Genomic DNA, 26,342 nt, shown 5'->3' with positions numbered 1-26,342 from the left:
AGCGGTCGGGTTCAGGGCCTCGTCAGGAGGCCCGCTCCACGGCGCGGATCCGTGCCTCGGCACGACGCACGGCCTCCTGGGCCTCGTCGTCGTTCTCGCCCGAGGCCTTGGCCCGCTCGAGCTCCTGGCGTGCCTTCTCCAGGTCGATCTCGTGGGACATCTCGGCGCGCTCGGCGAGGATGGAGACGCGGTTGTCGGCGACCGAGATGAACCCGGCGTCGACGGCCGCGATCCAGGTCTCGCCCTCCGCCGTCTGCACGTCCACCACGCCCTCGATGATCGAGGACAGCATCGGCGCGTGGTTGGGCAGGATGCCGACGTCACCCTCGGTGGTGCGGGCGATGACCATGGTGGCCTGACCCGACCAGACGAGCCGGTCGGCGGCGACCAGCTCGACCTGGAGGGCCTTGTCGGTGGAGTCAGCCATCAGAGGCTCTTCTGGATCTCGGCCCACTTCTGCTCGACGTCGTCCAGACCGCCGCACATGAAGAAGGCCTGCTCGGCCACGTGGTCGTACTCGCCGTCGGCGATCTTGTTGAACGCCTCGATGGTGTCGGCCACCGGAACGGTCGAACCCTCGATGCCGGTGAACTGCTTGGCGACGTAGGTGTTCTGGGACAGGAAGCGCTGGATGCGGCGGGCCCGGGAGACGATGATCTTGTCCTCCTCGGAGAGCTCGTCGACACCGAGGATCGCGATGATGTCCTGGAGCTCCTTGTTGCGCTGCAGGATCTGCTTGATGCGCACCGCGCAGCGGTAGTGCTCGTCGCCGATGTACTGCGGGTCGAGGATCCGCGAGGTCGACGTCAGCGGGTCCACGGCCGGGTAGATGCCGAGCGAGGCGATCTCGCGCGACAGCTCGGTCGTCGCGTCGAGGTGCGCGAACGTCGTGGCCGGGGCCGGGTCGGTGTAGTCGTCGGCGGGGACGTAGATGGCCTGCATCGAGGTGATCGAGTGACCACGCGTCGAGGTGATGCGCTCCTGAAGCTGGCCCATCTCGTCGGCGAGGTTGGGCTGGTAGCCCACCGCCGACGGCATGCGGCCCAGCAGCGTGGAGACCTCGGAACCGGCCTGGGTGAAGCGGAAGATGTTGTCGATGAAGAGCAGCACGTCCTGCTTCTGCACGTCGCGGAAGTACTCCGCCATCGTCAGCGCGGACAGGGCGACGCGCAGGCGGGTGCCCGGCGGCTCGTCCATCTGGCCGAAGACGAGGGCGGTCTGGCCGAGGACGCCGGCCTCCTCCATCTCGACGATGAGGTCGTTGCCCTCACGGGTCCGCTCACCGACGCCGGCGAACACCGACACACCACCGTGGTCCTTCGCCACGCGGGCGATCATCTCCTGGATGAGCACGGTCTTGCCGACACCGGCGCCACCGAACAGGCCGATCTTGCCGCCCTGGACGTAGGGGGTGAGGAGGTCGATGACCTTGATGCCCGTCTCGAACATCTGGGTCTTGGACTCCAGCTGGTCGAAGGCCGGAGCCTTGCGGTGGATGCCCCAGCGCTCGTTGACCTCGAAGGTCTCACCCTCCTCGAGGTTGAGCACGTCGCCGGTGGTGTTGAACACCTTGCCCAACGTGGCGTCGCCGACGGGCACGGTGATGGACTCACCGGTGTCGGTCACCTGGGCGCCGCGGACGAGGCCGTCGGTCGGCTTCATCGAGATGGCACGGACCATGCCGTCGCCGATGTGCTGGGCGACCTCGAGGGTGATGGTGGTGGTCTCGCCGCTGAGGGTCAGGTCGACCTTGAGGGCGTTGTAGATCGCCGGCATCGCGTCGGTCGGGAACTCGATGTCCACGACCGGGCCGATGACGCGCGTGATACGCCCGACCGAGCCGGCAGAGCCGCTGGTCTGGGTCTCTTCGACGGTTGCAGTCATGTTCTCTCACTCACTCCCGGCGTTGGCGTCGGCAAGGGCGTTGACGCCACCGACGATCTCGCTGATTTCCTGGGTAATACCGGCCTGTCGGGCCTGGTTGGCGATGCGGGTGTACTTCTTGATGAGCTCGTCGGCGTTGTCCGTGGCGGACTTCATCGCCTTCTGGCGGGCGGCCAGCTCGGAGGCTGCGGCCTGCAGGAGTGCGAAGAAGATCCGGCTCTGGACGTAGCGCGGCAGCAGGGAGTCGAGCACCTCCGAGGGGGACGGCTCGAACTCGTAGAGCGGCAGCAGGTCGTCCTTGTCGGGCGCCTCGGTGCCCTCGACGACCTCCAGCGGGAGGAGGCGTACGGCCGTGGGCTCCTGGCTCAGCATCGAGCGGAACCGCGTGTAGACCACGTGGACCTCGTCGACCGCCCGGACGTCGGAGTCCGGGTCGTCGGCGTCGGCGAGGAACGCCGCGATCAGCGTGGCGCCGATCTCGGCCGCGACGTCGTAGGTCGGCTGGTCGGAGAAGCCCGTCCACGCCTGCACGACCTCGCGCTGGCGGAACTTGAAGTAGGCCTCACCCTTGCGACCGCTGGTGTAGAGGTCGACGTCCTTGCCCTCGCCCTTGAGCTTCTCGACGAGGCGCTCGGCCTCCTTGATGACGCTGGAGGAGTAGGCGCCGGCCAGTCCGCGGTCGGAGGTGACCACGAGGACGGCTGCCTTCTTCGGGTCCTCCGGCTCGGTGGTCAGCGCGTGGTCGACGTTGGAGAACGTCGCCACGGCCGAAACCGCGCGGGTCAGCTCGCGGGCGTAGGGCGCCGCGGCCTGGGCACGCTGCTGGGCCTTGATGATCCGCGAGGCCGCGATGAGCTCCATCGCGCGCGTGATCTTCTTCATCGACTCCGTCGACTTGATCCGCGCGCGGTACTCGCGTACGGAGAGAGCCATGGCGTCAGCCCCGCTTCTGCTTGACGATCTGCTCCTGCTCGACGTCCTCGTCCTCGAGGGCGACGTGCTCTTCCTTGCCGGCCTTGATGCTCTGGCCGTCGGAAGTCTCGAACTGGTCGAGGAAGGAGTCGTAGGCCGCGGCGAGCTCGGCCTCGGCGTCGTCGTCGAACTTCGTGGTCTCGCGGATGCCGGCGAGGATGCCCTCGTGGCTGCGGCGCAGGTAGTCGATGAACTCGTGCTCGAAGCGCAGGACGTCGTCGGTCGGCACGCGGTCGAGGCGACCGGTGGTGCCGAGCCACAGCGAGGCCGTCATCTCCTCGAGGGGGTACGGCGAGTACTGCGGCTGCTTGAGCAGGGCCATCAGGCGCTGACCGCGGTCGAGCTGCTGGCGCGAGGCCGCGTCGAGGTCGGAGGCGAACATCGCGAAGGCCTCCATCGCGCGGAACTGCGCCAGGTCGACCTTGAGCGAGCCGGTGACGGCCTTCATCGCCTTGGTCATCGCCGAGCCACCCACGCGGGACACCGACACACCGACGTCGATCGCCGGGCGCTGGTTGGCCGCGAACAGGTCGGACTGCAGGAAGATCTGGCCGTCGGTGATGGAGATGACGTTGGTCGGGATGAACGCCGAGACGTCGTTGGCCTTGGTCTCGATGATCGGCAGGCCGGTCATCGAGCCCTTGCCCATGGCGTCCGACAGCTTCGCGCAGCGCTCGAGGAGCCGGCTGTGCAGGTAGAAGACGTCGCCGGGGTAGGCCTCGCGGCCCGGCGGGCGGCGCAGCAGCAGCGACACCGCGCGGTAGGCCTCGGCCTGCTTGGTCAGGTCGTCGAAGACGATGAGGACGTGCTTGCCCTCGTACATCCAGTGCTGGCCGATGGCCGAGCCGGTGTAGGGGGCGAGGTACTTGAAGCCGGCCGAGTCGGACGCCGGGGAGGCCACGATGGTCGTGTACTCCAGGGCGCCGGCCTCCTCGAGGGCGCCACGCACGGAGGCGATGGTCGAGCCCTTCTGGCCGATGGCGACGTAGATGCAGCGGACCTGCTTGTCCGGGTCGCCGGTCTCCCAGTACTGCTTCTGGTTGATGATCGTGTCGATCGCGATGGTGGTCTTGCCGGTCGCACGGTCACCGATGATCAGCTGGCGCTGGCCGCGGCCGATCGGGGTCATCGCGTCGATGGCCTTGATGCCGGTCGCGAGCGGCTCGTGCACCGACTTGCGTTCCATCACGGTCGCGGCCTGGAGCTCCAGGGGACGACGACCGGAGGTCTCGACGTCGCCGAGGCCGTCGATCGGGGTGCCGAGCGGGTCGACGACGCGGCCGAGGTAGCCGTCACCGACGGGCACGGAGAGGATCTCGCCGGTCCGCCGGACCGCCTGGCCCTCCTCGATCTTGTCGAAGTCGCCGAGGACCACGACGCCGATCTCGCGCGTGTCGAGGTTCAGGGCGATGCCCAGCGTGCCGTCCTCGAACTCGAGCAGCTCGTTGGCCATGACCGAGGGAAGTCCGCTGACGCGGGCGATGCCGTCGGCGGCCTCCGCGACCGTGCCGACCTCTTCCGTGGTCGCCGTGTCGGGCTTGTAGTCGGACACGAAGCGCTGGAGCGCGTCCCGGATCTCGTCCGGACGGATGGAAAGCTCCGTCATCTCATCTCACCTGTTCCTGGTCTGCTGTGCTCGAAAGTTCGGGCTCGGAAGTTCTGGGGGGTGCCTGGTGCCGGGGTCAGCCGGCGAGGCGACGGCGGGCTTCGTCGAGGCGGCTGGACACCGTCCCGTCGATCACGTCGTCACCGGTCTCGACGCGGATGCCGCCGATCACCGACGGGTCGACGACGACGTTGAGGTGGATCTCCCGGCCGTAGTTGCGCGAGAGCGCGTCTGCCAGCCGTTGGCGGTCGCCGTCGGAGAGGGGACGGGCGACGCGGACCGTCGCCACGCCCTGGTCGCGGACCTCGGCCGCCACCTTCTGGTAGTCGGCCAAGGCAGCCCCGACCGTGCGGTAGCTGCCGGACAGCGACTGCTGCACCAGCGCCACCGTCGCCGGCAGGACCTTGTCCCCCAGGAGGTCCGCCAGCAGCCGGGACTTGTCGTCGCGGCTGCGGGCGGGGTCGGACAGCGCGTCGCGCAGCTCGGGGTTGTCCTTGACCACCTGTCCGAAGGCGAACAGCTCGTCCTCGAGGCGAGCGGCGTCGCCGCCCGCGGACGTTGCCACCGCGACCACGCCGAGGCGCTCGAGGGCGTCGGCGAGGTCTCGGCTGGCGGTCCAGCGCTGGGCCACCGCGATGGTCACGACGGCCAGCCCGAGGTCCGAGACCTTGCCGGACAGCACCTGGCGGAGCAGTCCGGCCTTGGCCTCGCCGTCGATCGACGCATCGGTCGCCACGCGGCGAAGCGCGGGCTCGGCGCGGAGGAGGTCCGCCACACCGAACAGGTCCCGGGCGACGGTGGCCGGGTCACCGGCGCCCGTGAGGGCACCGGCGGTCGCGGCGTAGGCGTCGGCAGATGCTCCTCGCATCAGTTGACACTCCCCGGCTGGGTCGAGGCAGTGCCGTTCTGCGCCTCGAGCTCGGAGAGGAACCGGTCGACCACACGGCTCTGGCGAGCCTCGTCGTCGAGGCTCTCGCCGACGATGCGCCCGGCCAGGCCGGTCGCGAGGGCGCCGACCTCGGCACGCAGCGAGGTGACCGCCTGCTGGCGCTCGGCCTCGATCTGCGTCTTGCCGTGCTCCACGATGCGGGTGGACTCGGCCTGGGCCTGCTCCCGCATCTCGGCGACGATCTGGGCACCCTGCTCGCGTGCCTCCTCGCGGATGCGCGCGGCCTCGTGCCGGGCGTCGGCGAGCTGCTTCTCGAGCTCGGCGAGCTTGGCGTCGGCCTCGGCCTGCTTGGTCTCGGCGGCCGCGAGGCCGCCCTCGATCGCCTGTGTCCGTTCCGCGAAGGTCTTCTCGAACGCCGGGGCGACGAATTTCTTGACGGCGAAGAACAGCAGGCCGAAGACGACCAGGGAGAGGACGAACTCGACCGGCACGAAGCCGAGCGGGTTCTCCGGGGCGTGGCCGCCCTCGGTCTCCTCGGCCGCGAGGATGATCAGATTCTGCATGGGGCAGTCCTAGGTCAGAGGGTGGCCAGCGTCAGAGAACGAACGCGAGCGCGATACCGATGATCGCGAGGGCCTCGGCGAGCGCGAAGCCCAGGATGGCGATCGACTGCAGGCGGCCCTGGGCCTCCGGCTGACGAGCCACTCCGGAGATGTAGGCGGCGAAGATCAGGCCGATGCCGACACCGGGGCCGATGGCCGCCAGGCCGTAACCGATCATGTTGAGGTTGCCGTCCACGGCAGTTTCCTTTCGGTTGTTTCTTGTTGAGATGCGGGTCGTGCTGCTCCGGCGCTGCCGACTCAGTGCTCGTCGGCAAGGGCTCCGGAGATGTACATGGCGTTGAGCAGGGTGAAGACGTAGGCCTGCAGGAACTGCACCAGCAGCTCGAGGAAGGCGATGGCGATCGCCAGCGCCCAGGCCAGTGGTCCGGCGACGTAGCCGATCCCGCCGTACTGGAGCAGGAACAGACCGCCGGTCGAGAAGAGGATGAGGAGCAGGTGGCCGGCGAACATGTTGGCGAAGAGACGAAGGGCCAGCGTGACGGGGCGGACCAGGATGTTGGAGAAGAACTCGAGCGGGACCAGGAGCGGGTACATGAGCGGTGTCACGCCCGAGGGCACGCTCTGCAGCTTGAGGTAGCCGAGGAACCCGTGCTTCCTGATGCCGACGGCGTTGTAGACGATCCAGCTCAGCGCGGCCAGCGCGTATGCCATGGAGGCTCGCGAGAAGGTCGGGAACTGGATCAGCGGGACCGTGGCGAAGAAGTTGTTGAGCAGGATGAAGAAGAACAGGGTGACCAGGTAGGGCACGAACCGCTGGTAGTCGTGGCTGCCGATGATGTCGCGGCCGATGGAGTTGCGGACCATGCCGTAGGCGCTCTCACCGGCGAACTGCAGGCGGCCGGGCACGAGCGAGGCGCGGCGCGCGGCGGCCCAGAAGAGCGCGAAGACCAGCACCCCGGCGAGCAGCAGCTGCACCATGGGCTTGGTGACGGCGAGGTCACCGATGTGGAACAGCGGCACGCCACTGAAGTCGAAGCTGTTCGGGCCGGGCGGGACGAACTCCTCGCCGCCACCGGCAGCCCGGACATCGCTCGCCGAGAGAATGCTCATGCGCGTGAAGTCTCCTGTGTCATGCCTGCTTGTTGAACCGTGCGTACGTCATGTAGATGCCGAGCCCTGCACCCGCGAGGATGCCGATCGCCACCAGGAACTCCGTCCCCAGCCACCGGTCCAGCAGCCATCCCACGAGACCGTAGAGGACGACCCCGGCCACGATGTAGCCGAAGGCGTGCCACGGATCGCCTTTGGGCGAGTCGTCGGGTCCGGCAGGAGGGGGTTGCTGCTGAGCCATCGCGCTGCGGACACTAGCAGTTGCCGAGCTCATCGCTCACCCCCGGGGTGATCGCTCGGAGCGGGGTCGAAGGCCGCGATCCGCTGCTTCGTCGCAGCGACCACCTGACCCACGAGCCAGAGCACGGTCACGGCGATCACGCTGGCCGCGAACCATCCGCGGGACAGGTCGTCACCGGCCACACCGGACCGCTCGAGGGCGACCACGGCCAGGGCGAGGACGAGGAGCTGCAGGGTGTAGGTCAGCAGGGCCACGAGCAACGAGGCGGCCGGGAGCACCCGGGCGGCGAGGTTGACCAGGCCGATGCCCAGCACGAAGACGGCGAGCGTCAGGACTCCCCCGACAGCGGCCCCGGCGAGCCCGCGACCGCCGTCGACCAGGACGGCGACGACGCACAGCACGGCGACCGCCCCCGCCCCGGCAGCCGTCGCGCCGAGGAGCGGGGAGACGCCGGCGGGTAGCACCTGCCGGGTGTCCTGCTTCGACTCGGTCGTCATGGCGGCGGCCGTTCTGTGGAGGGCTTGTACGACGCATCCGGCGGACCCTCCGAGGGGTCCTCGCGGCTGCTCGTGAAAACTATCACAAGGTCGCCGGGGCGCTGAAATCAGGGTTCCGCGACGGGCTCCTCCGCCCGCCCCTCGACCGAGGCGTTCTCCGGCAGCCCGGTGTCACCGAGGCCGGTCTTGCGGGGTCGGTGCAGCTTGGGCAGCACGAAGGTGAGGGCGACCGTCAGGACGATCATGGTGCCGAGGCTCCACCACACGAGGGGATCGTCGAACAGGCTGACCAGCACCGCACCGGTCGCGATCGTGAAGGCCCACATCCACATGATCAGCACCGCACGTCGCTGGGAGTGCCCGATCTCGAGGAGGCGGTGGTGGAGGTGCTGCTTGTCCGCGCTCATCGGTGAGCGACCGGCACGCGTGCGTCGTACGACGGCCAGGACCAGGTCGACGATCGGGACCATCAGCAGCGAGATCGGCAGCAGCACCGGCAGCACGGTCACGAACAGGCTGTTGCCGGTCGTCTCCGGCATGCCGACGAACTGCCCGGTCAGGGTCAGCGCGCTCGCCGACAGCACCAGCCCGATGAGCATCGAGCCGGAGTCGCCCATGAAGAGCCTGGCCGGATGGAAGTTGTGCGGCAGGAAGCCCGCGCACGCCCCGGCGAGCGCGGCGCTCAGCAGCGCGCCGGTCGTGGCGAGGGTGAGGTTGGCCTGCGCGGAGGCGAAGTAGCAGTAGAGGAAGAACGCCGCCGCACCGATGCCCACCACGCCGGCGGCGAGCCCGTCGAGGCCGTCCACGAAGTTGACGGCGTTCATCGTGCCGATCACCACGACGAGGGTGAGCACGGCGCCCTGCACGTCGTCGAGCGAGAACTGCGTGCCGTCCGCTCCCGGGAAGTAGTAGAACCGCACCCCCTGCGTGACCAGCAGGCCCGCCGCGAGGACCTGCCCGCCGAGCTTGGTGAGGGCGTCCAGCTCGAAGATGTCGTCGATCACGCCGACGGCGCACACCAGGGCCCCCGCGAGCAGCACCGCGCCCGCGTCGGGGAAGACGAACTCCTCGCTGGTGGACAGGAACGGCAGGTGCCGGGCGACGAGGTAGGCCGCGTAGAGGCCGCCGAGCATGGCCAGCCCGCCCAGGTAGGGGATCGGCTCGGCGTGGACGTCGCGGTCGCGGACCGCGGCGACGGCTCCGGTGCGCAGCGCGATCTCCCGCGCGACGACCGTGAGCAGGTAGGTCACCGACAGGGCGACCAGGAAGACGAGGAGGTACTCCCGCATCCGGCCTAGCCCTGGTCTTCGAGCACGACCCCGTGCTCCTCGATCGCCGCGTTGAGCCGCTCGAGCGACAGCGCGCCGAGCCGCAGCACCCGGCCCTCGGGGACCGTGACGTCGATGATCGTGGAGGCCTCGCCGCCCGGGGACGTGCCGGCGTCGACGATCACCGCGACGGCGTCGCCGAGCATCTCCTCGGCCTGGTCGGCGTCGGTGGCGGCGGGGCGGCCGGTGAGGTTGGCCGAGCTGACCGCGAGCGGACCGGTCCGCTCGAGGACGGCCAGGGCGACCTCGTCGTCCGGCATCCGCACCGCGACCGTGCCGCGGGTCTCCCCGAGGTCCCACATGAGCGAGCCCTGCTGGCGGCACACGAGCGTGAGCGGGCCCGGCCAGAACTCCTCGACGAGGGTGCGCGCCCACGTCGGCACGCTCTCGGCGAGCGCGTCGAGGGTGGTAGCGGCGGAGACGAGGACGGGCGGCGGCATCTCGCGGCCGCGGCCCTTGGCCTGCAGGAGGCGTCGTACGGCCTCGTGCGAGAACGCATCGGCGGCGATGCCGTAGACGGTGTCGGTGGGGATGACCACGAGGTCCCCCCGTCGTACGGCGCCGGCGGCGGCGGTCACCGCCGCCTCCCGCTCCTCCTCGGTCGAGGTCGCAAGCCTGTCCACGCCGCTCATCGTGCCAGTCGCGCGGTCAGGTAGCGCGGCCGACCCGCGAGGTCGAGGTGGTCGCGGACCTCGAGCCACCGCCCGGTCGCCGAGAAGACGGCCGGCGCCGAGGCACCCTGCACGTCGGCGTGCTCGGCCCCGACCACTCCCCCGGGTCGCAGGAGGGCGGCCGCCCGGCGCTCGAGCAGCCGCATCGCGTCGAGACCGTCGTGCCCCGAGAACAGCGCGAGGTGGGGGTCGTGGTCGCGCGCCTCGACGGCGACCGACTCCCACGCCTCGAGCGGGACGTAGGGCGGGTTGCAGACCACCACGTCGACGGTGCCGGCGAGGTCGTCGAAGGCCTCGAAGGCGTCGCCCAGCCGGAGGTCGACCCCGCCGACCCCCGAGAGGTTGTCCTGCGCGTAGCGGAAGGCGTCGGGGCTCATCTCGACCGCGTGCACGTCGGCGTGCGGCGCCTCGTCCTTGACCGCCGCCGCGATCGCACCCGACCCGGTGCACAGGTCGACCACCACGGGTGTCCCCGCCAAGGACTGCGCCTGCTCGATGGCCCACCCGGCAAGCAGCTCGGTCTCCGGGCGCGGCACGAAGACCCCGGGGCCGACCGCCAGCTCGACGTGGCGGAACGCCGCGGTGCCGGTCAGGTGCTGGAGGGGCTCGCGGGCCGCGCGGCGCGCCAGCAGGGCGTCGTACCGCTCCTGCTCCCCCGGCCCGAGGTCGTCGACCAGCGGCAGCCGGCCCAGCGGCACGTCGAGCACGTGCGCGAGGAGGAGGTCGGCGTCGCGCTCGGGCGAGACGACCCCGGCGTCGCGGAGCCGGATCGCCCCCTCACGCCGCGCGAGGCTGGCGCGCACTCAGGACTCCAGCGCCGCGAGCCGCGCGGCCATGTCGGTCTCCACGCACGAGTCGAGCACCGGCTGGAGGTCGCCGTCGAGCACCTGGTCGAGGTTGTAGGCCTTGTAGCCCGTGCGGTGGTCCGAGATCCGGTTCTCCGGGTAGTTGTAGGTGCGGATGCGCTCGGAGCGGTCCACCGTGCGCACCTGCGAGCGGCGGGCCACGCTGGCCTCGGCGTCGGCGGCGTCCTGCGCCGCCTGGAGCAGCCGGGCGCGGAGGATGCGCATGGCCTGCTCCTTGTTCTGCAGCTGGCTCTTCTCGTTCTGGCAGCTCACCACGATGCCGGTGGGCACGTGGGTGATCCGCACGGCCGAGTCGGTGGTGTTGACGCTCTGGCCGCCCGGGCCGCTGGAGCGGAAGACGTCGATGCGCAGGTCGTTGTCGTCGATGGTGACGTCGACCTGCTCGGCCTCGGGCATGACGAGCACGCCCGCGGCGGAGGTGTGGACCCGGCCCTGCGACTCCGTGACGGGCACCCGCTGGACCCGGTGCACACCACCCTCGAACTTGAGCAGGGCGTACGGCGCCTGGCCGGGCTCGACCGTCCCGCGTGCCTTGACCGCCGCGGTGACGGACTTGTAGCCGCCCAGGTCGGACTCGGTGGCGTCGAGCACCTCGACGCTCCAGCCGCGGGTCTCGGCGTAGCGGGAGTACATCCGCAGGAGGTCGCCGGCGAAGAGCGCGGACTCCTCACCGCCCTCCCCCGACTTGATCTCCAGCAGCGCGTCCTTGCCGTCGGAGGGGTCGCGGGGCACCAGGAGCCGCCGCAGCCGCTCCCCGGCGGCGTCCCGCCGGGCGGTGAGGTCGTCGGCCTCCTGCGCGAAGGCCGGGTCGTCGGAGGCCAGCTCGCGGGCGGCCCCGATGTCGTCGCCCAGGCGGAGCCACTCCTGCCAGGTCGTGACGACGGCCGTCAGCTCGGCGTAGCGCTGGTTGAGCTGCTTGGCGAGGCGCTGGTCGGCGTGGGTCTCCGGGAGCGCGAGGCGTCGTTCGAGGTCGGCGTGCTCCTCGCGCATGCCGTCGACGGCTTCGAACAACGGTGCTCCTCGGGTGGGGTCGGGGCGGGCAGACGACAAGGCGCCGGCCACCCGCGGTGTGCGGGAGACCGGCGCCTGACGTGGACTACTTCTTCTCGGCCGGGGCCTTCTTGGCGTAGCGGGCCTCGAAGCGGGCGACGCGGCCGCCGGTGTCGAGGATCTTCTGCTTGCCGGTGTAGAACGGGTGGCACTGCGAGCAGACGTCGGCGTGGATCGAGCCGGAGGTCGCGGTGCTGCGGGTGGTGAACGACGCGCCACAGGTGCAGGTCACCTGGGTCTCGACGTACTCGGGGTGGGTGTCCTTCTTCATGGTGTCCTCTCGAATTGCTCCGGGTCGCCCGCGTGGATCGCGTGATGACGTGAACCGGAGCCGGCGCACAAGTGTGCCACCGTTCTGAACAACGGCGCCAATCCATGGATTCCCGCTCGGGAACCCCCGGATCAGCGGGCGCCGACGACCTTGGTCACGGCCTGCGGGGAGTCGGCGGCGGCGAGCTGCTTGCGCAGGTCCCCGACGACGGCACCCTCGGCCGGGGCGAGCAGCCTCTCCTCGTGCCGGGTGCCGGAGGCCGTCACGTCGACCGCGGGCACGATGCCCTTGGCCGCGCGCTCCGCGCTCAGCACCAGCTCGAGGTTGGCGGCGCCCGAGAGCTCCTCGAGGAAGAACTCGTCGGTCGCCGAGCCGGTGCCGACGGCCACGGTCGCCAGGATCGTCAGCGAGCCGCCGTCCTCGACCGCGCGGGCCGCACCGAAGAACTCCTTCGTCGGGTGGACCGCCGAGGCGTCCACGAGGCCCGCCAGGACCCGGCCGTTGGCCGGCGCGGCGAGGTTGTAGGCCCGTCCGAGGCGGGTGAGCGAGTCCAGGAGGACGACGACGTCGTGGCCGAGCTCCACGAGCCGCTTCGCGCGCTCGATGGCCAGCTCGGCGACCAGGGTGTGGTCGGCCGGCTGCCGGTCGAAGGTCGAGGCGACGACCTCGCCCTTGACTGCGCGCTGGTAGTCGGTGACCTCCTCCGGGCGCGTGTCGACCAGCACCACCATGACGTGGCACTCGGGGTTGTTGGCCGTGACCGACTGGGCGATCGACTGCAGGAGCGTCGTGGCACCGGTGCGCGGCGGCGCGAGGACCAGGCCCCGCTGGCCCTTGCCCACCGGGGCGGCGACGTCGACGACGCGGCCGATGAGGTCGGCGTCCGAGGCCAGGCGCAGCCGGCGGTGCGGGTGCACGGGGACGGCGTCGGCGAACTGCGGGCGCTCCTTGGCGCCCTCGGCCTCGGTGCCGTTGACGCTGTCGATGCGGACCATCGGGTTGAACTTCTCCCGGCGCTCGCCCTCACGCGGCTGGCGCACCTGGCCGACCACGGCGTCACCGCGGCGCAGGTGGTACTTCCGGACCATCGACAGTGAGAGGTAGACGTCCTCCGGGCCGGGCAGGTAGCCCGAAGTGCGCACGAACGCGCAGTTGTCGAGCACGTCGAGGATGCCCGCGGCCGGGACCAGGACGTCGTCCTCGAGGATCGTGGTGTCGGGCTCGTTGCGACCGCCGCCCTGACGGGTCGTCGTACGGTCGCGGCCGCGGCGGCGGCGGTTGCGACGGCTGCCGCCCTCGCCGTCCTCGTCGTCGTCCGACAGGTGCTGGTCCTGCCGGTGCTGGTCCTGCCGGCTCTGGTCCTGCCGGTTCTGGTCGCGGTCCTGCCGGCCCTGCTGGTCCTGCTTGCCCTGCTGGCCGCCCTGCTGGCCCTGGTCGCGGTCCTGCCGGCCCTGCTGGTCCTGCTTGGCCTGCTGGTTCTGCTGACCCTGCTGGTTCTGCTTGCCCTGCCGCTGGCCCTGGTCCTGCTTCTGGTCCTGCTTCTGGCCCTGCTGCTTGTCCGACTTCTTCTGGTCCTGCTTGCCGGAGGCCTGCTCGGACGCCTGCTCGGACTTCTGCTCGGACTTCTGCTCGGACTTCTGGTCGGACTTCTGCTCGGGCGTGTGCTCGGCCTGCTGCTCCGCCCGCTCGGCCTGCTGCTCGGCCTGGCGCTGCTTGCGGGTGCGGGTGCGCACCGTCGTCTGCGGCGCGGGCTCGTCGGCCGCCTTCGGCACGTCCGCGGAGGCGCTCACCTGCTCCGGTGCGGGCGCGGCGGCCGGCTGGGCGGCCCGGTCGTTGGTCGAGCCGCCGGACTGGCTGGCCCGGATGGCGTCGACGAGCTGGGCCTTCTTCATCGAGCCGGCGCCGGCGATGCCGAGGCCGGCAGCCATCGACTTCAGGTCGGCGAGCAGCATCGAGCTGAGGCCACCCGACTTCTTCGCCGGCTTGGTGGCAGCGTTCTCCGCGGAAGCAGAGGGGGTCTCGGTCACGTGGATCCTTCGCACGTCGCGTCGCCTCCCGGACCGGTCGAACGGCCGGTGAGGCGGATGGTGGGTCCCGTCCACGCGGACCTCGTGACATCGCGAGGACGGGGACGGGCAGGTACGCCGATCGGCGCGCGGTCAGGTTAGCAGGGCACCCGTCCACCGTCGGTCATCGCCGCGAACGCGCGTCGCGCGGCGGTCAGCTCACCCGGGCGCCGTCGACGTCGATCGAGAGCCGGTGCGGCGTCCAGCCACGGGGGCACCGGGCGAGCAGGTCGGCGGTGTCGGCGGGCCCGAGGGCGAGCACGGTGGGCCCGGCGCCGGACACGACGGCGGGCACGCCCTCGGCGCGCAGGCGTCGTACGAGCGCCAGCGTCTCGGGCATGGCGGGCTCGCGCTGGTCCTGGTGGAGCCAGTCACGGGTGGCGGCGAGCAGGTGCTCGGGCTGGCCGTTGAGGGCGGCCACCAGCAGCGCGGCGCGCCCGGAGTTGGCGGCGGCGTCGGCATGCGGGACGGCGTCCGGGAGCAGGCCGCGCGCGACCGTCGTCTCGACCCCCGTGGGCGGGACGAAGACGACGGCGGTGACCCGGGGGTCGACGCCGGCGCGGACGGCGTACCAGTGCCCGTCCTCGCGGCCGGAGATCACGAACCCGCCGTAGAACGCCGGGGCGACGTTGTCGGGGTGGCCCTCGAGGTCGGCCGCGAGGTCGAAGAGCGCCTCGTCGGAGGCGAGCAGCTGCCCGCCCGCGACGAGCCCCCGCGCGAGGACCACGCCGGCGACGATCGCCGCCGACGAGGAGCCGAGGCCACGGGCGTGCGGGATGACGTTGTGGCAGGTCAGGCGCAGGCCGGGCGGCTGGCCCCCCATCAGCTCGAAGGCCGCGCGCATGGAGCGGACCACCAGGTGCGACTCGTCGCGGGGCACGCCGTCGGCGCCGGCACCCTCGACCTCGACGACGAGACCGTCGGGCAGCACCTCCGCCTCGAGCTCGTCGCGCAGCGACAGCGCGAGGCCGAGGCTGTCGAAGCCCGGGCCGAGGTTGGCCGAGGTCGCCGGGACCGAGACCCGCACCGGCCCGTCGACGAACTGGACCATCAGGCGAGGCCGGCGGCGGCGGCAGCCGCGGCGACGTCGGCGTCGACGACCGTGTCGACGATGTCCCCGCAGGACTCCAGCGCGGTCGCGGTGTCCTTGAGTCCGTGGCCGGTGACCGTGATCGCGACCGTGGCGCCGGTGAACACCTGCCCGGAGGCCAGCGCGGCCAGCAGGCCCGCGACGCCCGCGGCCGAGGCGGGCTCCACGAAGACGCCGTCGTTGCGCGCGAGCTCGAGCTGGGCGGCGAGGATCTGGGCGTCGGACAGCGCGGCGAAGCCGCCGTCGGACTCCTTGGCCGCCTGCTCGGCGAGGTGCCACGACGCGGGGTTGCCGACCCGGATGGCGGTCGCCTTCGTCTCCGGGTCGGGGAACGGCTCGCCGGTCACCAGCGGTGCGGCGCCCTCGGCCTGGAAGCCGAGCATCCTCGGGCGCCTGGTTGCGCGACCCAGGTCGGCGTACTGCTGGTAGCCGAGCCAGTAGGCGGAGATGTTGCCCGCGTTGCCGACCGGCAGGAGGTGGACGTCGGGGGCATCACCGAGGAAGTCCACGATCTCGAACGACGCCGTCTTCTGCCCCTGCAGGCGGACCGGGTTGACGGAGTTGACCAGCTCGACCGCGTAGCCCTTCGAGAGGCCGATGGCCATCGAGAGGCAGTCGTCGAAGTTGCCCCGGACCATGATCACCTGGGCGCCGTGCACGACCGCCTGGGCGAGCTTGCCCGCGGCGATCTTGCCCTCGGGGATGAGCACGAGCGGCTTGAGGCCGGCCTTCGCGGCGTACGCCGCCATCGACGCCGACGTGTTGCCCGTCGAGGCGCAGACGACCGCCTTCGCGCCGAGGTGCCGGGCGTGGGAGATCGCGGCGGTCATGCCGCGGTCCTTGAACGAGCCGGTCGGGTTGTCGCCCTCGACCTTGAGCCACACCTCTCCCCCGGTCAGCCCGGAGAGCCACTCGGAGTGGACGAGCGGGGTGCCGCCCTCGCGGAGCGTCACGGCGGGCATCCCCGCGGGGAGGTCGAGCAGGTCGCGGTACTCCTCGATGACGCCGCGCCACTGGTGGGTGCCCACCCGGTCGGCCATGCCGTCGGCGCTCATTCGTCCCCTCCCTCGACGCGCATCACCGAGGTGACCTCACGGACGATGTCCATGTTGCGCAGCTGCTCGACCGTCGCGCTGAGCGCGGCGTCGGGCGCCGCGTGCGAGACGACCACGAGCTGCGCGTCGGCGCCGCGGCCCTCCTGGCGCACGGTCTGGATCGACACGTCGTGGTCGGCGAAGGCGTTGGCGACCGCCGCGAGCACGCCGGCGCGGTCGTCGACGTCGATCGCCACGTGGTAGCGGGTCCGCGTCTCCCCCATGGGCAGCACCGCGCGGTCGGCGTAGGCCGACTCACCGGCACCGCGGGTCTCGGCGAGGCGGTTGCGCGCGACCGTGACGAGGTCGCCGAGCACGGCGCTCGCCGTCGGCGCGCCACCGGCTCCGGGGCCGTAGAACATGAGCTGCCCGGCGGCCTCCGACTCGACGAAGACGGCGTTGTAGGCCTCGCGGACGCTCGCCAGCGGGTGGGAGCGCGGGATCATGGCCGGGTGCACGCGGGCGGCGACCTGCTCCTGCCCGTCGGGACCGGGGCGCAGCTCGCAGATGGCGAGCAGCTTGACGACCGAGTCCATGTCGCGGGCGCTGGCGACGTCGGCCGCGGTGACCTCGGAGATCCCCTCGCGGTGGACGTCGGCGGCGGTGACCCGGGAGTGGAAGGCCAGGCTCGCCAGGATCGCCGCCTTGGCCGCGGCGTCGAAGCCCTCGACGTCGGCCGTCGGGTCGGCCTCGGCGTAGCCGAGCTCCTGGGCCTCCTCCAGGGCCTCGGAGAAGCCGGCTCCGGAGGTGTCCATCTTGTCGAGGATGAAGTTGGTCGTGCCGTTGACGATGCCAAGCACCCGGGTGACGCGGTCGCCCGCCAGCGACTCGCGCAGGGGCCGCAGGATCGGGATCGCGCCGGCGACGGCCGCCTCGTAGTAGAGGTCGCGCTCCGCCTTCGCGGCCGCCTCGAACAGGGTCGGGCCGTCCTCGGCGAGCAGGGCCTTGTTGGCCGTGACGACGCTGGCGCCGTTGTCGAGCGCGGAGAGGATGAGCGACCGGGCGGGCTCGATGCCACCGATCACCTCGACCACGAGGTCGACGTCGTCGCGGGCCACCAGGCCGTGGGCGTCGGTCGTCAGCAGGCCGTCGGGCACGTCGACGTCACGGGGCGCGTCGAGGCGTCGTACGGCGACCCCGACCAGCTCGACGGGCGCGCCCACCCGGGCGGCGAGGTCGTCGCGCTGCTCGCTCAGCAGCCGCACCACCTGGGAGCCGACGGCACCACAGCCCAGAACGGCGACACCGAGCCGCTTGTCACCCTCACTCATCAGAGAACACCCACATCGGTCGCCAACAGGTCGGCGACAGTCTCTCGTCGCAGGACGGTGAAAGTCTTCCCGTCCCGAACTCCGATCACCGGAGGACGCAGGGCGTGGTTGTAGTTGGACGCCATGGATCTGCAGTAGGCGCCCGTGCCCGGCACGGCGAGGAGGTCGCCGGGACGCACGTCGGCGGGCAGGAACTCGTCCTTGACCACGATGTCACCGGCCTCGCAGTGCTTGCCGACCACGCGCGACAGCGCGGGGGGTCCGCCGGACGGGCGGGACGCGATCGTCGCGGAGTAGTCGGCGTCGTAGAGGGCGGTGCGGATGTTGTCGCTCATCCCGCCGTCGACGGAGACGTAGGTGCGGCGGGCCCCACCGTCGAGGGCGACGTCCTTGACGGTGCCGACCTCGTAGACGGTGCACATCGACGGACCGACGATCGCGCGCCCCGGCTCGATCGACAGGCGCGGGAGCGCGATCTCGAGGGCACGGCACTCGTGCTCGACGATCTTGGTGATCTCGGTGGCCAGCTGCGCGGGGTCGGACGGGTCGTCCTGGGTGGTGTAGGCGATGCCGAAGCCGCCACCGAGGTCCATCTCGGGCATCTCGACGCCCACCTCCTCGATCGCCCGGGCGTGGAGCGCGAGCACCCGGCGGGCCGCGACCTCGAAGCCGGAGGTGTCGAAGATCTGGCTGCCGATGTGGGAGTGCAGGCCCAGCAGCCGCAGGGACGGTGCCGCGTGCACGCGGCGGACGGCCTCGAGCGCGTCGCCGCTGGCGATCGAGAAGCCGAACTTCTGGTCCTCGTGGGCGGTGGCGATGTACTCGTGCGTGTGGGCCTCGACGCCCGCGGTCACCCGCACCATGACCCCCACCGTGCGGCCGAGCTCGGCGGCGACGTCGGCGAGGCGCTCGATCTCGGTGAAGGAGTCCACGATGACCCGCCCCACGCCGAGCTCGACGGCGCGCTCGAGCTCGCCGAGGGTCTTGTTGTTGCCGTGGAAGCCGACCCGCTCCATCGGGAAGCGGGCCCGCTCCGCGACGGCCAGCTCGCCGCCCGAGCAGACGTCGAGCGAGAGCCCCTCCTCCGCGAGCCACCGGGCGACGGTGGTGCAGAGGAAGGCCTTGCCTGCGTAGAAGACGTCGTAGTCGGCGAAGGCGTCCCGGAAGGCGCGGGCGCGGCTGCGGAAGTCGGCCTCGTCGAGGACGTACGCCGGCGAGCCGTGCTCGCGCACCAGCTCGGGCAGCGGCACCCCGCCGATGCTCAGGACACCGTCCGACTTCGTCGCCGTCCGCGACCAGAGCAGCGGGACGAGCGCGTCGGGGTCGCTCGGCTCACGCAGCCAGTGCGGCCCGCGCAGGGCGCCGTCCGCGTGGGCCCAACCGGACGGGTGTGCGGTGGGCACGCCCGATCACATCCTCTCGGGAGCCGACACGCCCAGCAGGTCGAGGCCGTTGGCGAGCACCACCCGCGTCGCGTCGACCAGCATCAGCCGCGCCCGGTGGAGGTCGGAGGTCTCCTCGTCGCCGCGGGGCAGGACCCGGCAGCTGTCGTAGAAGCGGTGGTAGGTGCCCGCCAGCTCCTCGAGGTAGCGCGCCACGCGGTGCGGCTCGCGCAGCTCGGCGGCCGCCTTGACGACCCGCGGGAACTCCGCGAGCGCGCGCAGCAGCTCACCCTCCTTCTCGTGGGTGAGCAGCTCGGGGTGCGACTCGGGGGTGACGCCGAGGTCGGCGGCGTTGCGCATCAGGCTGGACACCCGCGCGTGGGCGTACTGGACGGTGAAGACCGGGTTGTCGTTGGTGGCCCGCGACCAGAGGTCGAGGTCGATGTCGATGGGGCTGTCGCTGTGGTAGCGGGCGAGCGCGTAGCGGCTGGCGTCGACGCCGATCGCGTCGACGAGGTCGTCGATCGTCACGACGGTGCCGGCACGCTTCGACATCCGCAGCGGCGCGCCGTCCCTCAGCAGGTTGACCATCTGCCCGATGAGGATCTCGAGGTTCTTCCCCGGCTCGTCGCCGAAGGCGCTGCACATCGCGTTCATCCGGCCGACGTAGCCGTGGTGGTCGGCCCCCAGCATGATGAAGCAGCGGTCGAAGCCGCGCTCGCGCTTGTCGAGGTAGTAGCCGAGGTCGCCGGAGATGTAGGCCGGGGTGCCGTTGGACCGGATGATCACCCGGTCCTTGTCGTCGCCGTACTTCTCGGTGCGCAGCCAGAGGGCACCGTCGGCCTCGTAGGTGTTGCCCATCTCGGTGAGCCGCTCGATGGCGCGCTCGACCGCGCCGGAGTCGTGGAGCGACTTCTCGTGGAAGTAGACGTCGAAGTCGACCCCGAAGTCGTGGAGCGACTTCTTGATCTCGTCGAACATCATGTCGACGCCGACCTCGCGGAAGACCTCCTGCGCCTGCGCGTCGTCGAGGTCCTTGACGTCGGGACGACGCTCGACGACCGCCGCGGCGATGTCGTGGATGTACTGGCCGCCGTAGCCGTCCTCGGGGGCGGGCTCTCCCTTGGCGCTGGCCAGCAGCGAGGAGCTGAAGCGGTCGATCTGGGCGCCGTGGTCGTTGAAGTAGTACTCGCGGGTGACGTCGGCACCGGTCTTCTCGAAGATCCGGCCGAGCGCGTCCCCGACCGCGGCCCAGCGCACGCCCCCGAGGTGGAGGGGGCCGGTGGGGTTGGCGGAGACGAACTCGAGGTTGATCTTCTCCCCCGCGAACGCGTCGGAGGAGCCGTACGCCGTCCCCGCCGCGACGATGTCGGCTGCGACCTGGCCCTGGGCGCCGGCCTCGACCGTCACGTTGAGGAAGCCCGGTCCGGCGACCTCGACCTCGGCGACGCCGTCGGCGGCCCGCAGCCGCTCGGCGACGAGGTCGGCGAAGGCGCGAGGGTTCGTCCCGGCCTTCTTGGCCAGCTGCAGCGCCACGTTGGTGGCGTAGTCGCCGTGCCCCTTCTGCCGGGGTCGCTCCACCGTGACCTGGGCCGGCACGCCGTCGGGCAGCGTGATCGCGCCATCGGCCACGAGGGCCTCCAGCACGTCGACGATGGTCTCGGAGAGCTGATCGGGATTCACCGGGCAAGCCTATCGGCGGGCCGTGGCCGGGGCCGAACCGGTTTCACGCCGTGGCCCGTCGGCCCGCCGCTGGTCCTGCCCTAGGGTTCGGGGCGTGACGACGCACCCCACCTACGACCAGCTGAGCGACCTCCCGGCCTACGTCGAGCAGCCCGTGCCGATGCCCTTCGAGGACATCAACGGGCACCTCAACGTCCGCCACTACATCGGCATCGCCAGCGAGGGTCTCGACGAGTCGCTCGTGGAGGTCGGCATCCCGCAGATGTGGCCGCTGACCCACGGCCACGCGTGCTTCACCGCCGAGCACCACGTCACCTACCTCAACGAGCTGCGCACCGGCGACACCATGTCGGCGCGCGTGCGCCTGCTCGGCCGTTCCGAGCGGGCCGCCCACGTGCTCATCTACCTGCTCGACGAGACCCACCAGCAGGTGGCCTGCGTGGTCGAGGAGATCTTCCTGCACATCGACCTCGAGACCCGCCGCACGGCGCCCTGGCCCGAGGAGGTCGCGTCGAAGCTCGACGCCCGGATCGCCGAGCACGAGGCCCTGCCGTTCCCGGCCGACACGTCCGGGTCGCTCGCCCTGCGCTGACTGGGTGTGTCCCTATTGGTGCGCCAGGCACCGGTCCTAGGTCAATGGAACAAGCAGCCCACGTGAGCGCGATCGGCGGGACCCTGTGCCTATTCGTACTGTGCGTCCGACCGCCCGTCCCTGCTGACGCAGTCGGCCTGCGGAGGGTCTGGGCGAAGACGAATCGTCAGCTCGGGGGCCGGACGGCCTCGAGGGCTCGCTGAACCAGCTCTGGCCGGGAGTCCGGCGAGTACTACGAGCCGCGCAAGAAGCCGCGGCGCCCGAACCCGCAGCAGAACGACCTCGCGCTCATCGACGCCTTCTGGGCCGAGAGCGCCCGCCGCGTCGGCCTGACCGACTGACGGCGGCTGGCCCGCGGCACTACCGACGACGCCGCCAGGGCGGCGCCGGGGCGCCGTCGTCGGTGCTGGATGGGGCATTCGGGTCGCTGCGGCGGTGCGGAGCTCAGGTCGCGGACGTGTAGTCGTCGTCGGTGACGTGCTCGAGCCACGTGACGACCTCGCCGGCGGCGTCGGCCTCCTGGATGGCGACGTGCGCCAGGAAGCGTCCGGGGGTGGCCCCGTGCCAGTGCTCCTCGCCGGGCTCGATGTAGACGACGTCGCCGGGACGGATCTCCTGCGGCTCACTGGCGGTGCCGTCCTCGTCGCGGCGGGCGACGTATCCGACGCCGTCGGTGACGTAGAGGGTCTGACCCTTGGGGTGGTGGTGCCAGGCGGTGCGGGCGCCGGGGGTGAAGCGGACGTGGGCGCAGCCGACGGCTGACTGGTCGTCGGGGTTGCGGATGCCGTCGATGTAGACGTCTCCGGTGAACCAGTCCGCAGGGCCCTTGCCGGTGTCGGTGCCGTTGCGGGTCGAGCTGGGGGTGAACTTCACGAGGTTCTCCTAGGGGTGGTCGGGGAAGCGGGCGCCTACTGCTCGGCCTGCTGCTCGGCCCGGTTCTCGGCCTGCTGCTCGGCTTGGTGGGATGCGGCCCAGGAGGCCAGCAGTCGGAGGCGCTCAGCGGACGGTGAGCCAGGCTCGGCGGTGTAGACGAGCAGGACGAGGCCGGGTTCGGCGGTGATGGCGAGCTCTTCGTAGACGAGGGTCAGCTCGCCGACGACGGGGTGGTTGAAGCGTTTGGTGCCGGCGCCGTGGGTGCGGACGTCATGGGCCGCCCACAGGCGACGGAACGTGTCGCTGCGGGTGGACAGCTCGCCGACGAGGTCCTGCAGGCCGCGGTCATGGGGGTCGCGTCCGGCCTCGGTGCGCATGATGCCGACGCACATCTCAGCGAACAGGTCCCAGTCGGGGTAGAAGTCGCGGGCGGCCGGGTCGAGGAACTGGAACCGTGCCAGATTCGGGGTGCGGCCCTTGTGCTGGGTGCTGTCGCCGATGACGGGCGCGTAGAACGCCCGCCCGAGGCTGTTGGTCGCCAGCAGGTTCTGGTGGGGGTCGCGGACGAACGCGACGGCGTCGGTGATGGCCTCGAGCGCCCACTGCAGGCTGAGCCGCGATGCGGCCGTGCGGGTGGTGCCGCGTCGTCGGGCACGACCGCTGGTCGGGATGCCGTCCGCGGCACGGGCGAGGTCGTACAGGTGCGCGCGTTCGGTCTCGTCGAGCTGCAACGCCGTCGCCAGTGCCTCGAGAACGCTCGAGGACGCGCCGGCGATCTGGCCCCGCTCCAGCCGGGCGTAGTACTCCACGCTCAGGCCGGCCAGCGTCGCGACCTCGCTGCGCCGCAGCCCCGGCACACGCCGGCTGCCCGTCGTGGCGAGCCCGACCTGCTCAGGGGTGATGCGTGCACGGCGGGTCGTGAGGAACTCGCGCACTTCGTCTCGGTTGTCCACGACATCGAGACTAGGCCCGCCCAGCAGCCCTCCGGGCCTACGAAGGGTGCCCTGTCAGTGCACCCCTCGACAGGGACTCCCACACGCGCACGACAGCGGGTTGACTCGAAGCATCGAGGCGGCACCAGCCACCGTGAAGCACTCGAGAACCGACCCTGAGAAGGAGCCCAGCGCCATGCGCCAGGTAGTCATGCACGCCCCCGGTGACGTCCGCGTCGAGGACCGCGACGACCCCACCATCATCGAGCCCACCGACGCCATCATCCGCCTGTCTGCCACCTGCATCTGCGGCAGCGACCTGTGGCCCTACCGCGGCGCCGAGCCCGTCGAGCACCAAGTGATGGGCCACGAGTACGTGGGCGTCGTCGAGCAGGTCGGCGACGACGTGCACACCGTCAAGGTCGGCGACTTCGTCGTCGGGTCCTTCTGGGCCTCCGACAACACGTGCGAGATCTGCCAGGCCGGGTACCAGGCCTACTGCACCCACCGCGTCCTCATGGGCACCATCGGCACCCAGTCCGAGCTCGCCCGCATCCCGCTCGCCGACGGCACCCTCGTCGCCACCCCCGGCATCCCCGACCCCGACCTCATCCCGTCGCTCATGGCCGCCTCCGACGTCCTCGGGACCGGCTGGTTCGCCGCCGTCGCCGCCGAGGCCGGGCCCGGCAAGACCGTCGCCGTCGTCGGCGACGGCGCCGTTGGGCTGCTCGGCATCCTCGCCGCCAAGGAGCTCGGCGCCGAACGCATCATCGCGTTCAGCCGCCACGTCGACCGGCAGGCGCTCGCACGTGAGTTCGGCGCCACCGACATTGTCGAGGAGCGCGGCGAGGACGGTGTGGCGAAGGTCAAGAAGCTCACCGGCGGGCTCGGTGCCCACTCCGTCATCGAGGCCGTCGGCACGCAGGAAGCGATGATGCAAGCCATCCACTCCACCCGCCCCGGCGGGCACGTCGGGTTCGTCGGCGTATCCCACGACGTCGCCATCCCCGGCGACGAGCTCTTCATGGCCGGCGTCCACATCCACGGCGGCCCCGCCCCTGTGCGCCGGTTCCTTCCCGAACTCATCCAGCTCATCTGGGACCGCAAGATCGACCCCGGGAAGGTCTTCGACCTCACCCTCCCGCTCGACAAGGCCGCCGAGGGCTACGCCGCCATGGACCAGCGCACCGCCACCAAGGTGCTCCTCCTCCCGTGACCCCGCCAAACATCAGGCCGACCAACGCTTCGACGGCCCGGCCGAGGCTCGCCGCGGCGGCCATGCAACCGGCCGCGACGACCCTCGCCGTGACCGCCATGCTGATGCTCGGCGGCTGCGGCGAGGGCAAAGCGGACGGCCCGTCCGAGCAAGCGTCCTCGGCCTCGGTCACCCCGCCCCCCACCAGCACAGCGTCCACCAGCACACCGGCGACCCCGGACCCGGGCAGCAACCGGACCCCACAAACCCCGGAAGAGGACACCATGCAGAACGCCCGGCAGCTCACCATCACCGTCACCGGACAACGGCTCACCGCCACCCTGGACGACAGTCCCGCCGCCGCCGACCTGCTCGCCCAGCTGCCCGTCACTGTCGACATGACCGACCACGGCGGCGTCGAGAAGACCGGGCGCCTCCCCGGCCCGCTGTCGCTGCAAGGTCAGCCCGACGGCTCGGACCCCGACATCGGCGACCTCGGCTACTACGCGCCCGGCAACGACCTCGTCCTCTACTACGGCGACCAGTCCTACCACCCGGGCATCGTCGTCCTCGGCCGCCTCAACGACGGCGCAGCCGACCGCATCGCCGCCATCAACGGCGACGTCACCGTCACCGTCGAAGCCAGGTGAGATGAGGTGCCGAACATGAACCTCCACGACTTCCTCGCCCACGTCGACGCGGGCGCCCTCATCGAAGGCGGCTCACCACACCACCAGTTCATGCACGACGCCGCCCAAGAAGCGTTCGCCATCACCGCCGAGCTCAACTCCCGCCACCACGCTCCCGACGAAGTCCGCGCACTCCTCGCCCGGCTCACCGGCCGGGACGTCGACGACACCGTCACCGTGTTCCCGCCCTTCCATAGCGAGTTCGGGAAGAACCTCCACCTCGGCAAGAACGTCTTCATCAACCTCGGATGCCGCTTCCAAGACACAGGCGGCATCACCATCGGCGACGACACCCTCGTAGGGCACGGCGCCACCCTCACCACCCTCAACCACGCACTCGACCCCGACCGCCGAGCCGACATGCAACCCGCACCCATCGTCATCGGACGCAAGGTCTGGCTCGGCGCTAACGTCACCGTGGTCCCAGGCGTCACCATCGGCGACGGCGCCGTGGTGGGTGCTGGCTCGGTAGTGACCAAGGACGTCCCCGCCGACACCATCATCGCCGGCGTACCCGCACGGGTCATCCGCGCCACCGGCTACCAGACCATGTAGCCGCGTCGGCCGTCGATCGACCGGTCGATGTAGGCAGCGGGAGATTGACGTCGAACGGCCGCACATGCCGCGATGAGTGCGGTCCGCACGAGCGCGCTCACGCCGCGAGGTCGCCCGGGACTCGCCGTGCTCGTTCTCGGGCGAGGTGGCGCAACGTCGTGGCGATGCAGGCCACCTGCAGCCAGCCTGTCGCCGAGGTGGTCGTGTTCTCGAACGACTTCGCCAAGCGGCGGGAGCGCCCCAGGCGCCCGTGGGCGACCTCGACGCGCCAGGCGTGCCGAATGGGGCGGAAGACCGGCTGCTTGTCGTCCCACCCGACTCGGCGGACCTCGAGGTCGTGTTCCCGACTGAGGTCCCGCGCGGCGGCGGCAGTGACCCCGCGGTCCACCAAAACGAGCTCGAGCCGGCCGGCGACGCCCTGCTGGGTCAGGTGCTGCAACATCAGGTCGCTGGCCCGGTTCTCGTGGGTCGAGGCGGGCACCACTAGCGCGGCCACCGGTAGGCCGGTCACGTCGACCGCCACGACACGCTTGGCACCCTTGGTGCGGCCGTAGGGGCCGCCTCGGTCGTGGAACGTGAACCCGCCGATGGATGCTCCGCGGGCCAGGTGGGTGTCGATGACGACCATCGAGGGCGTCTGCTCCGCCCTTCCGGCATGCTGGCGCGCGGCTGCGTGGAGCACCGTCAGGGCCTGCGCCCAGGTGCCGTTGCGTGACCAGCGGCGGAACTGCGACCAGACGCGGGTCCATGGTCCAAACGACTCCGGGAGGTAGCGCCACTGGCAGCCGGTCTGCGCGATGTACAGCATCGCGTCCACCACGCTCCGCAGGTCATCGCCGTGCCTGCGTCCCCGCTTGCCCGGCGCATTGAAGACAGGCTCAAGCAGGTCCCACTGCTCATCGGTCAGGTCACTGGGGTACGGCATGCGCCGCACGGTGCCTACGCAACGCGCCCGGCCAATAGGGACACACC

At 71.2% G+C, this 26,342-nt stretch carries 28 protein-coding genes; 4 read left to right on the top strand and 24 right to left on the bottom strand.

The genetic code is table 11. The features are described from left to right. Positions 1 to 22: 22 nt before the first annotated feature. The 21 genes from NYO98_RS05520 to argS form a co-directional block, all read right to left on the bottom strand. Positions 23 to 427 carry a F0F1 ATP synthase subunit epsilon gene (locus NYO98_RS05520; protein ID WP_268110516.1) on the bottom strand — a complete coding sequence of 135 codons (405 nt, stop codon included), beginning with the start codon at positions 425 to 427 and terminating at the stop codon, positions 23 to 25. Beyond that, on the bottom strand, positions 427 to 1,884 hold the full coding sequence (gene atpD / locus NYO98_RS05515) for a F0F1 ATP synthase subunit beta (protein ID WP_268110515.1): 1,458 nt from the start codon (positions 1,882 to 1,884) through the stop codon (positions 427 to 429). The genes NYO98_RS05520 and atpD overlap by 1 nt, the downstream gene beginning before the upstream one ends. 6 nt (positions 1,885 to 1,890) lie before the next feature. Further along, positions 1,891 to 2,817, bottom strand: coding sequence for a F0F1 ATP synthase subunit gamma (locus tag NYO98_RS05510; RefSeq protein WP_268110514.1), 927 nt, complete (start codon positions 2,815 to 2,817; stop codon positions 1,891 to 1,893). 4 nt (positions 2,818 to 2,821) lie between these two features. Next, the gene (atpA, locus tag NYO98_RS05505) at positions 2,822 to 4,462 is read right to left on the bottom strand and encodes a F0F1 ATP synthase subunit alpha (protein ID WP_268110513.1); all 1,641 of its coding nucleotides are present in this window, start codon (positions 4,460 to 4,462) and stop codon (positions 2,822 to 2,824) included. 76 nt (positions 4,463 to 4,538) lie between these two features. Continuing rightward, the gene (locus tag NYO98_RS05500) at positions 4,539 to 5,330 is read right to left on the bottom strand and encodes a F0F1 ATP synthase subunit delta (RefSeq protein ID WP_268110512.1); all 792 of its coding nucleotides are present in this window, start codon (positions 5,328 to 5,330) and stop codon (positions 4,539 to 4,541) included. Further along, a complete protein-coding gene (locus NYO98_RS05495) occupies positions 5,330 to 5,914 on the bottom strand; it encodes a F0F1 ATP synthase subunit B (RefSeq protein ID WP_268110511.1) in 585 nt (194 codons plus the stop codon). The genes NYO98_RS05500 and NYO98_RS05495 overlap by 1 nt, the downstream gene beginning before the upstream one ends. A 31-nt stretch (positions 5,915 to 5,945) precedes the next feature. Next, positions 5,946 to 6,149: an ATP synthase F0 subunit C gene (gene atpE / locus NYO98_RS05490; RefSeq protein WP_269800883.1), complete on the bottom strand. Its 204-nt coding sequence runs from the start codon at positions 6,147 to 6,149 to the stop codon at positions 5,946 to 5,948. Positions 6,150 to 6,211: 62 nt separating this feature from the next. After that, positions 6,212 to 7,024, bottom strand: a complete 813-nt coding sequence (gene atpB / locus NYO98_RS05485; RefSeq protein ID WP_268110510.1) for a F0F1 ATP synthase subunit A — start codon at positions 7,022 to 7,024, stop codon at positions 6,212 to 6,214. Between the two features lie 19 nt (positions 7,025 to 7,043). Beyond that, on the bottom strand, positions 7,044 to 7,265 hold the full coding sequence (locus tag NYO98_RS05480) for an AtpZ/AtpI family protein (protein WP_268110509.1): 222 nt from the start codon (positions 7,263 to 7,265) through the stop codon (positions 7,044 to 7,046). Between the two features lie 29 nt (positions 7,266 to 7,294). After that, a complete protein-coding gene (locus NYO98_RS05475; protein WP_268110508.1) occupies positions 7,295 to 7,762 on the bottom strand; it encodes a hypothetical protein in 468 nt (155 codons plus the stop codon). Between the two features lie 107 nt (positions 7,763 to 7,869). Beyond that, on the bottom strand, positions 7,870 to 9,051 hold the full coding sequence (locus NYO98_RS05470; RefSeq protein ID WP_268110507.1) for an MraY family glycosyltransferase: 1,182 nt from the start codon (positions 9,049 to 9,051) through the stop codon (positions 7,870 to 7,872). 5 nt (positions 9,052 to 9,056) lie between these two features. After that, entirely contained in the window at positions 9,057 to 9,713 is a 657-nt protein-coding gene (locus NYO98_RS05465) for an L-threonylcarbamoyladenylate synthase (protein ID WP_407673848.1), read from the bottom strand. Between the two features lie 5 nt (positions 9,714 to 9,718). Then, positions 9,719 to 10,564, bottom strand: a complete 846-nt coding sequence (gene prmC, locus NYO98_RS05460) for a peptide chain release factor N(5)-glutamine methyltransferase (protein WP_268110505.1) — start codon at positions 10,562 to 10,564, stop codon at positions 9,719 to 9,721. After that, complete coding sequence (gene prfA, locus NYO98_RS05455; RefSeq protein WP_268110504.1) at positions 10,565 to 11,638, bottom strand: peptide chain release factor 1; 1,074 nt, start codon at positions 11,636 to 11,638, stop codon at positions 10,565 to 10,567. A gap of 85 nt (positions 11,639 to 11,723) precedes the next feature. Next, positions 11,724 to 11,948, bottom strand: coding sequence for a 50S ribosomal protein L31 (gene rpmE / locus NYO98_RS05450; RefSeq protein WP_186341633.1), 225 nt, complete (start codon positions 11,946 to 11,948; stop codon positions 11,724 to 11,726). A 131-nt stretch (positions 11,949 to 12,079) separates the two neighbouring features. Then, positions 12,080 to 13,975 (bottom strand): transcription termination factor Rho, encoded by a 1,896-nt coding sequence (gene rho / locus NYO98_RS05445; protein WP_268110503.1) that lies wholly within the window; start codon positions 13,973 to 13,975, stop codon positions 12,080 to 12,082. A 193-nt stretch (positions 13,976 to 14,168) separates the two neighbouring features. Continuing rightward, positions 14,169 to 15,065 carry a homoserine kinase gene (gene thrB / locus NYO98_RS05440; protein ID WP_268110502.1) on the bottom strand — a complete coding sequence of 299 codons (897 nt, stop codon included), beginning with the start codon at positions 15,063 to 15,065 and terminating at the stop codon, positions 14,169 to 14,171. Next, on the bottom strand, positions 15,065 to 16,159 hold the full coding sequence (thrC, locus tag NYO98_RS05435) for a threonine synthase (RefSeq protein WP_268110501.1): 1,095 nt from the start codon (positions 16,157 to 16,159) through the stop codon (positions 15,065 to 15,067). Before thrC ends, thrB begins: the two co-directional genes overlap by 1 nt. Further along, on the bottom strand, positions 16,156 to 17,469 hold the full coding sequence (locus NYO98_RS05430; RefSeq protein WP_268110500.1) for a homoserine dehydrogenase: 1,314 nt from the start codon (positions 17,467 to 17,469) through the stop codon (positions 16,156 to 16,158). Before NYO98_RS05430 ends, thrC begins: the two co-directional genes overlap by 4 nt. Further along, complete coding sequence (gene lysA, locus NYO98_RS05425) at positions 17,469 to 18,872, bottom strand: diaminopimelate decarboxylase (protein ID WP_268110499.1); 1,404 nt, start codon at positions 18,870 to 18,872, stop codon at positions 17,469 to 17,471. Before lysA ends, NYO98_RS05430 begins: the two co-directional genes overlap by 1 nt. A gap of 6 nt (positions 18,873 to 18,878) precedes the next feature. After that, the gene (gene argS, locus NYO98_RS05420) at positions 18,879 to 20,534 is read right to left on the bottom strand and encodes an arginine--tRNA ligase (RefSeq protein WP_268110498.1); all 1,656 of its coding nucleotides are present in this window, start codon (positions 20,532 to 20,534) and stop codon (positions 18,879 to 18,881) included. Between the two features lie 94 nt (positions 20,535 to 20,628). Here argS and NYO98_RS05415 point away from each other — a divergent pair, with 94 nt between their 5' ends. After that, positions 20,629 to 21,126, top strand: coding sequence for a thioesterase family protein (locus tag NYO98_RS05415; RefSeq protein ID WP_268110497.1), 498 nt, complete (start codon positions 20,629 to 20,631; stop codon positions 21,124 to 21,126). A 444-nt stretch (positions 21,127 to 21,570) separates the two neighbouring features. On the opposite strand, the gene NYO98_RS05410 is transcribed toward NYO98_RS05415, so the two are convergent. Together NYO98_RS05410 and NYO98_RS05405 are read right to left on the bottom strand one after the other, a co-directional pair. After that, positions 21,571 to 21,999, bottom strand: coding sequence for a (R)-mandelonitrile lyase (locus NYO98_RS05410; protein ID WP_268110496.1), 429 nt, complete (start codon positions 21,997 to 21,999; stop codon positions 21,571 to 21,573). Positions 22,000 to 22,034: 35 nt separating this feature from the next. Then, a complete protein-coding gene (locus NYO98_RS05405) occupies positions 22,035 to 22,952 on the bottom strand; it encodes a helix-turn-helix transcriptional regulator (protein ID WP_268110495.1) in 918 nt (305 codons plus the stop codon). Positions 22,953 to 23,127: 175 nt separating this feature from the next. Here NYO98_RS05405 and NYO98_RS05400 point away from each other — a divergent pair, with 175 nt between their 5' ends. From NYO98_RS05400 to NYO98_RS21860, 3 genes are all read left to right on the top strand, one after another. Continuing rightward, entirely contained in the window at positions 23,128 to 24,147 is a 1,020-nt protein-coding gene (locus NYO98_RS05400; RefSeq protein WP_268110494.1) for a zinc-dependent alcohol dehydrogenase family protein, read from the top strand. A 263-nt stretch (positions 24,148 to 24,410) separates the two neighbouring features. Then, positions 24,411 to 24,776, top strand: coding sequence for a cyclophilin-like fold protein (locus NYO98_RS05395; protein ID WP_268110493.1), 366 nt, complete (start codon positions 24,411 to 24,413; stop codon positions 24,774 to 24,776). A 15-nt stretch (positions 24,777 to 24,791) separates the two neighbouring features. Further along, complete coding sequence (locus tag NYO98_RS21860; protein WP_326494417.1) at positions 24,792 to 25,370, top strand: sugar O-acetyltransferase; 579 nt, start codon at positions 24,792 to 24,794, stop codon at positions 25,368 to 25,370. A 97-nt stretch (positions 25,371 to 25,467) separates the two neighbouring features. Here the strand turns inward: NYO98_RS21860 and NYO98_RS05385 are convergent, their stop codons facing one another. Next, positions 25,468 to 26,295, bottom strand: coding sequence for an IS5 family transposase (locus tag NYO98_RS05385; protein WP_268110492.1), 828 nt, complete (start codon positions 26,293 to 26,295; stop codon positions 25,468 to 25,470). Positions 26,296 to 26,342 lie beyond the last annotated feature (47 nt).

Origin of the sequence: Nocardioides pini (assembly GCF_026712185.1) — a bacterium.
In the GTDB taxonomy this organism is placed as follows: domain Bacteria; phylum Actinomycetota; class Actinomycetes; order Propionibacteriales; family Nocardioidaceae; genus Nocardioides; species Nocardioides pini.
This window is presented reverse-complemented; position numbering and strand designations above follow the sequence as displayed.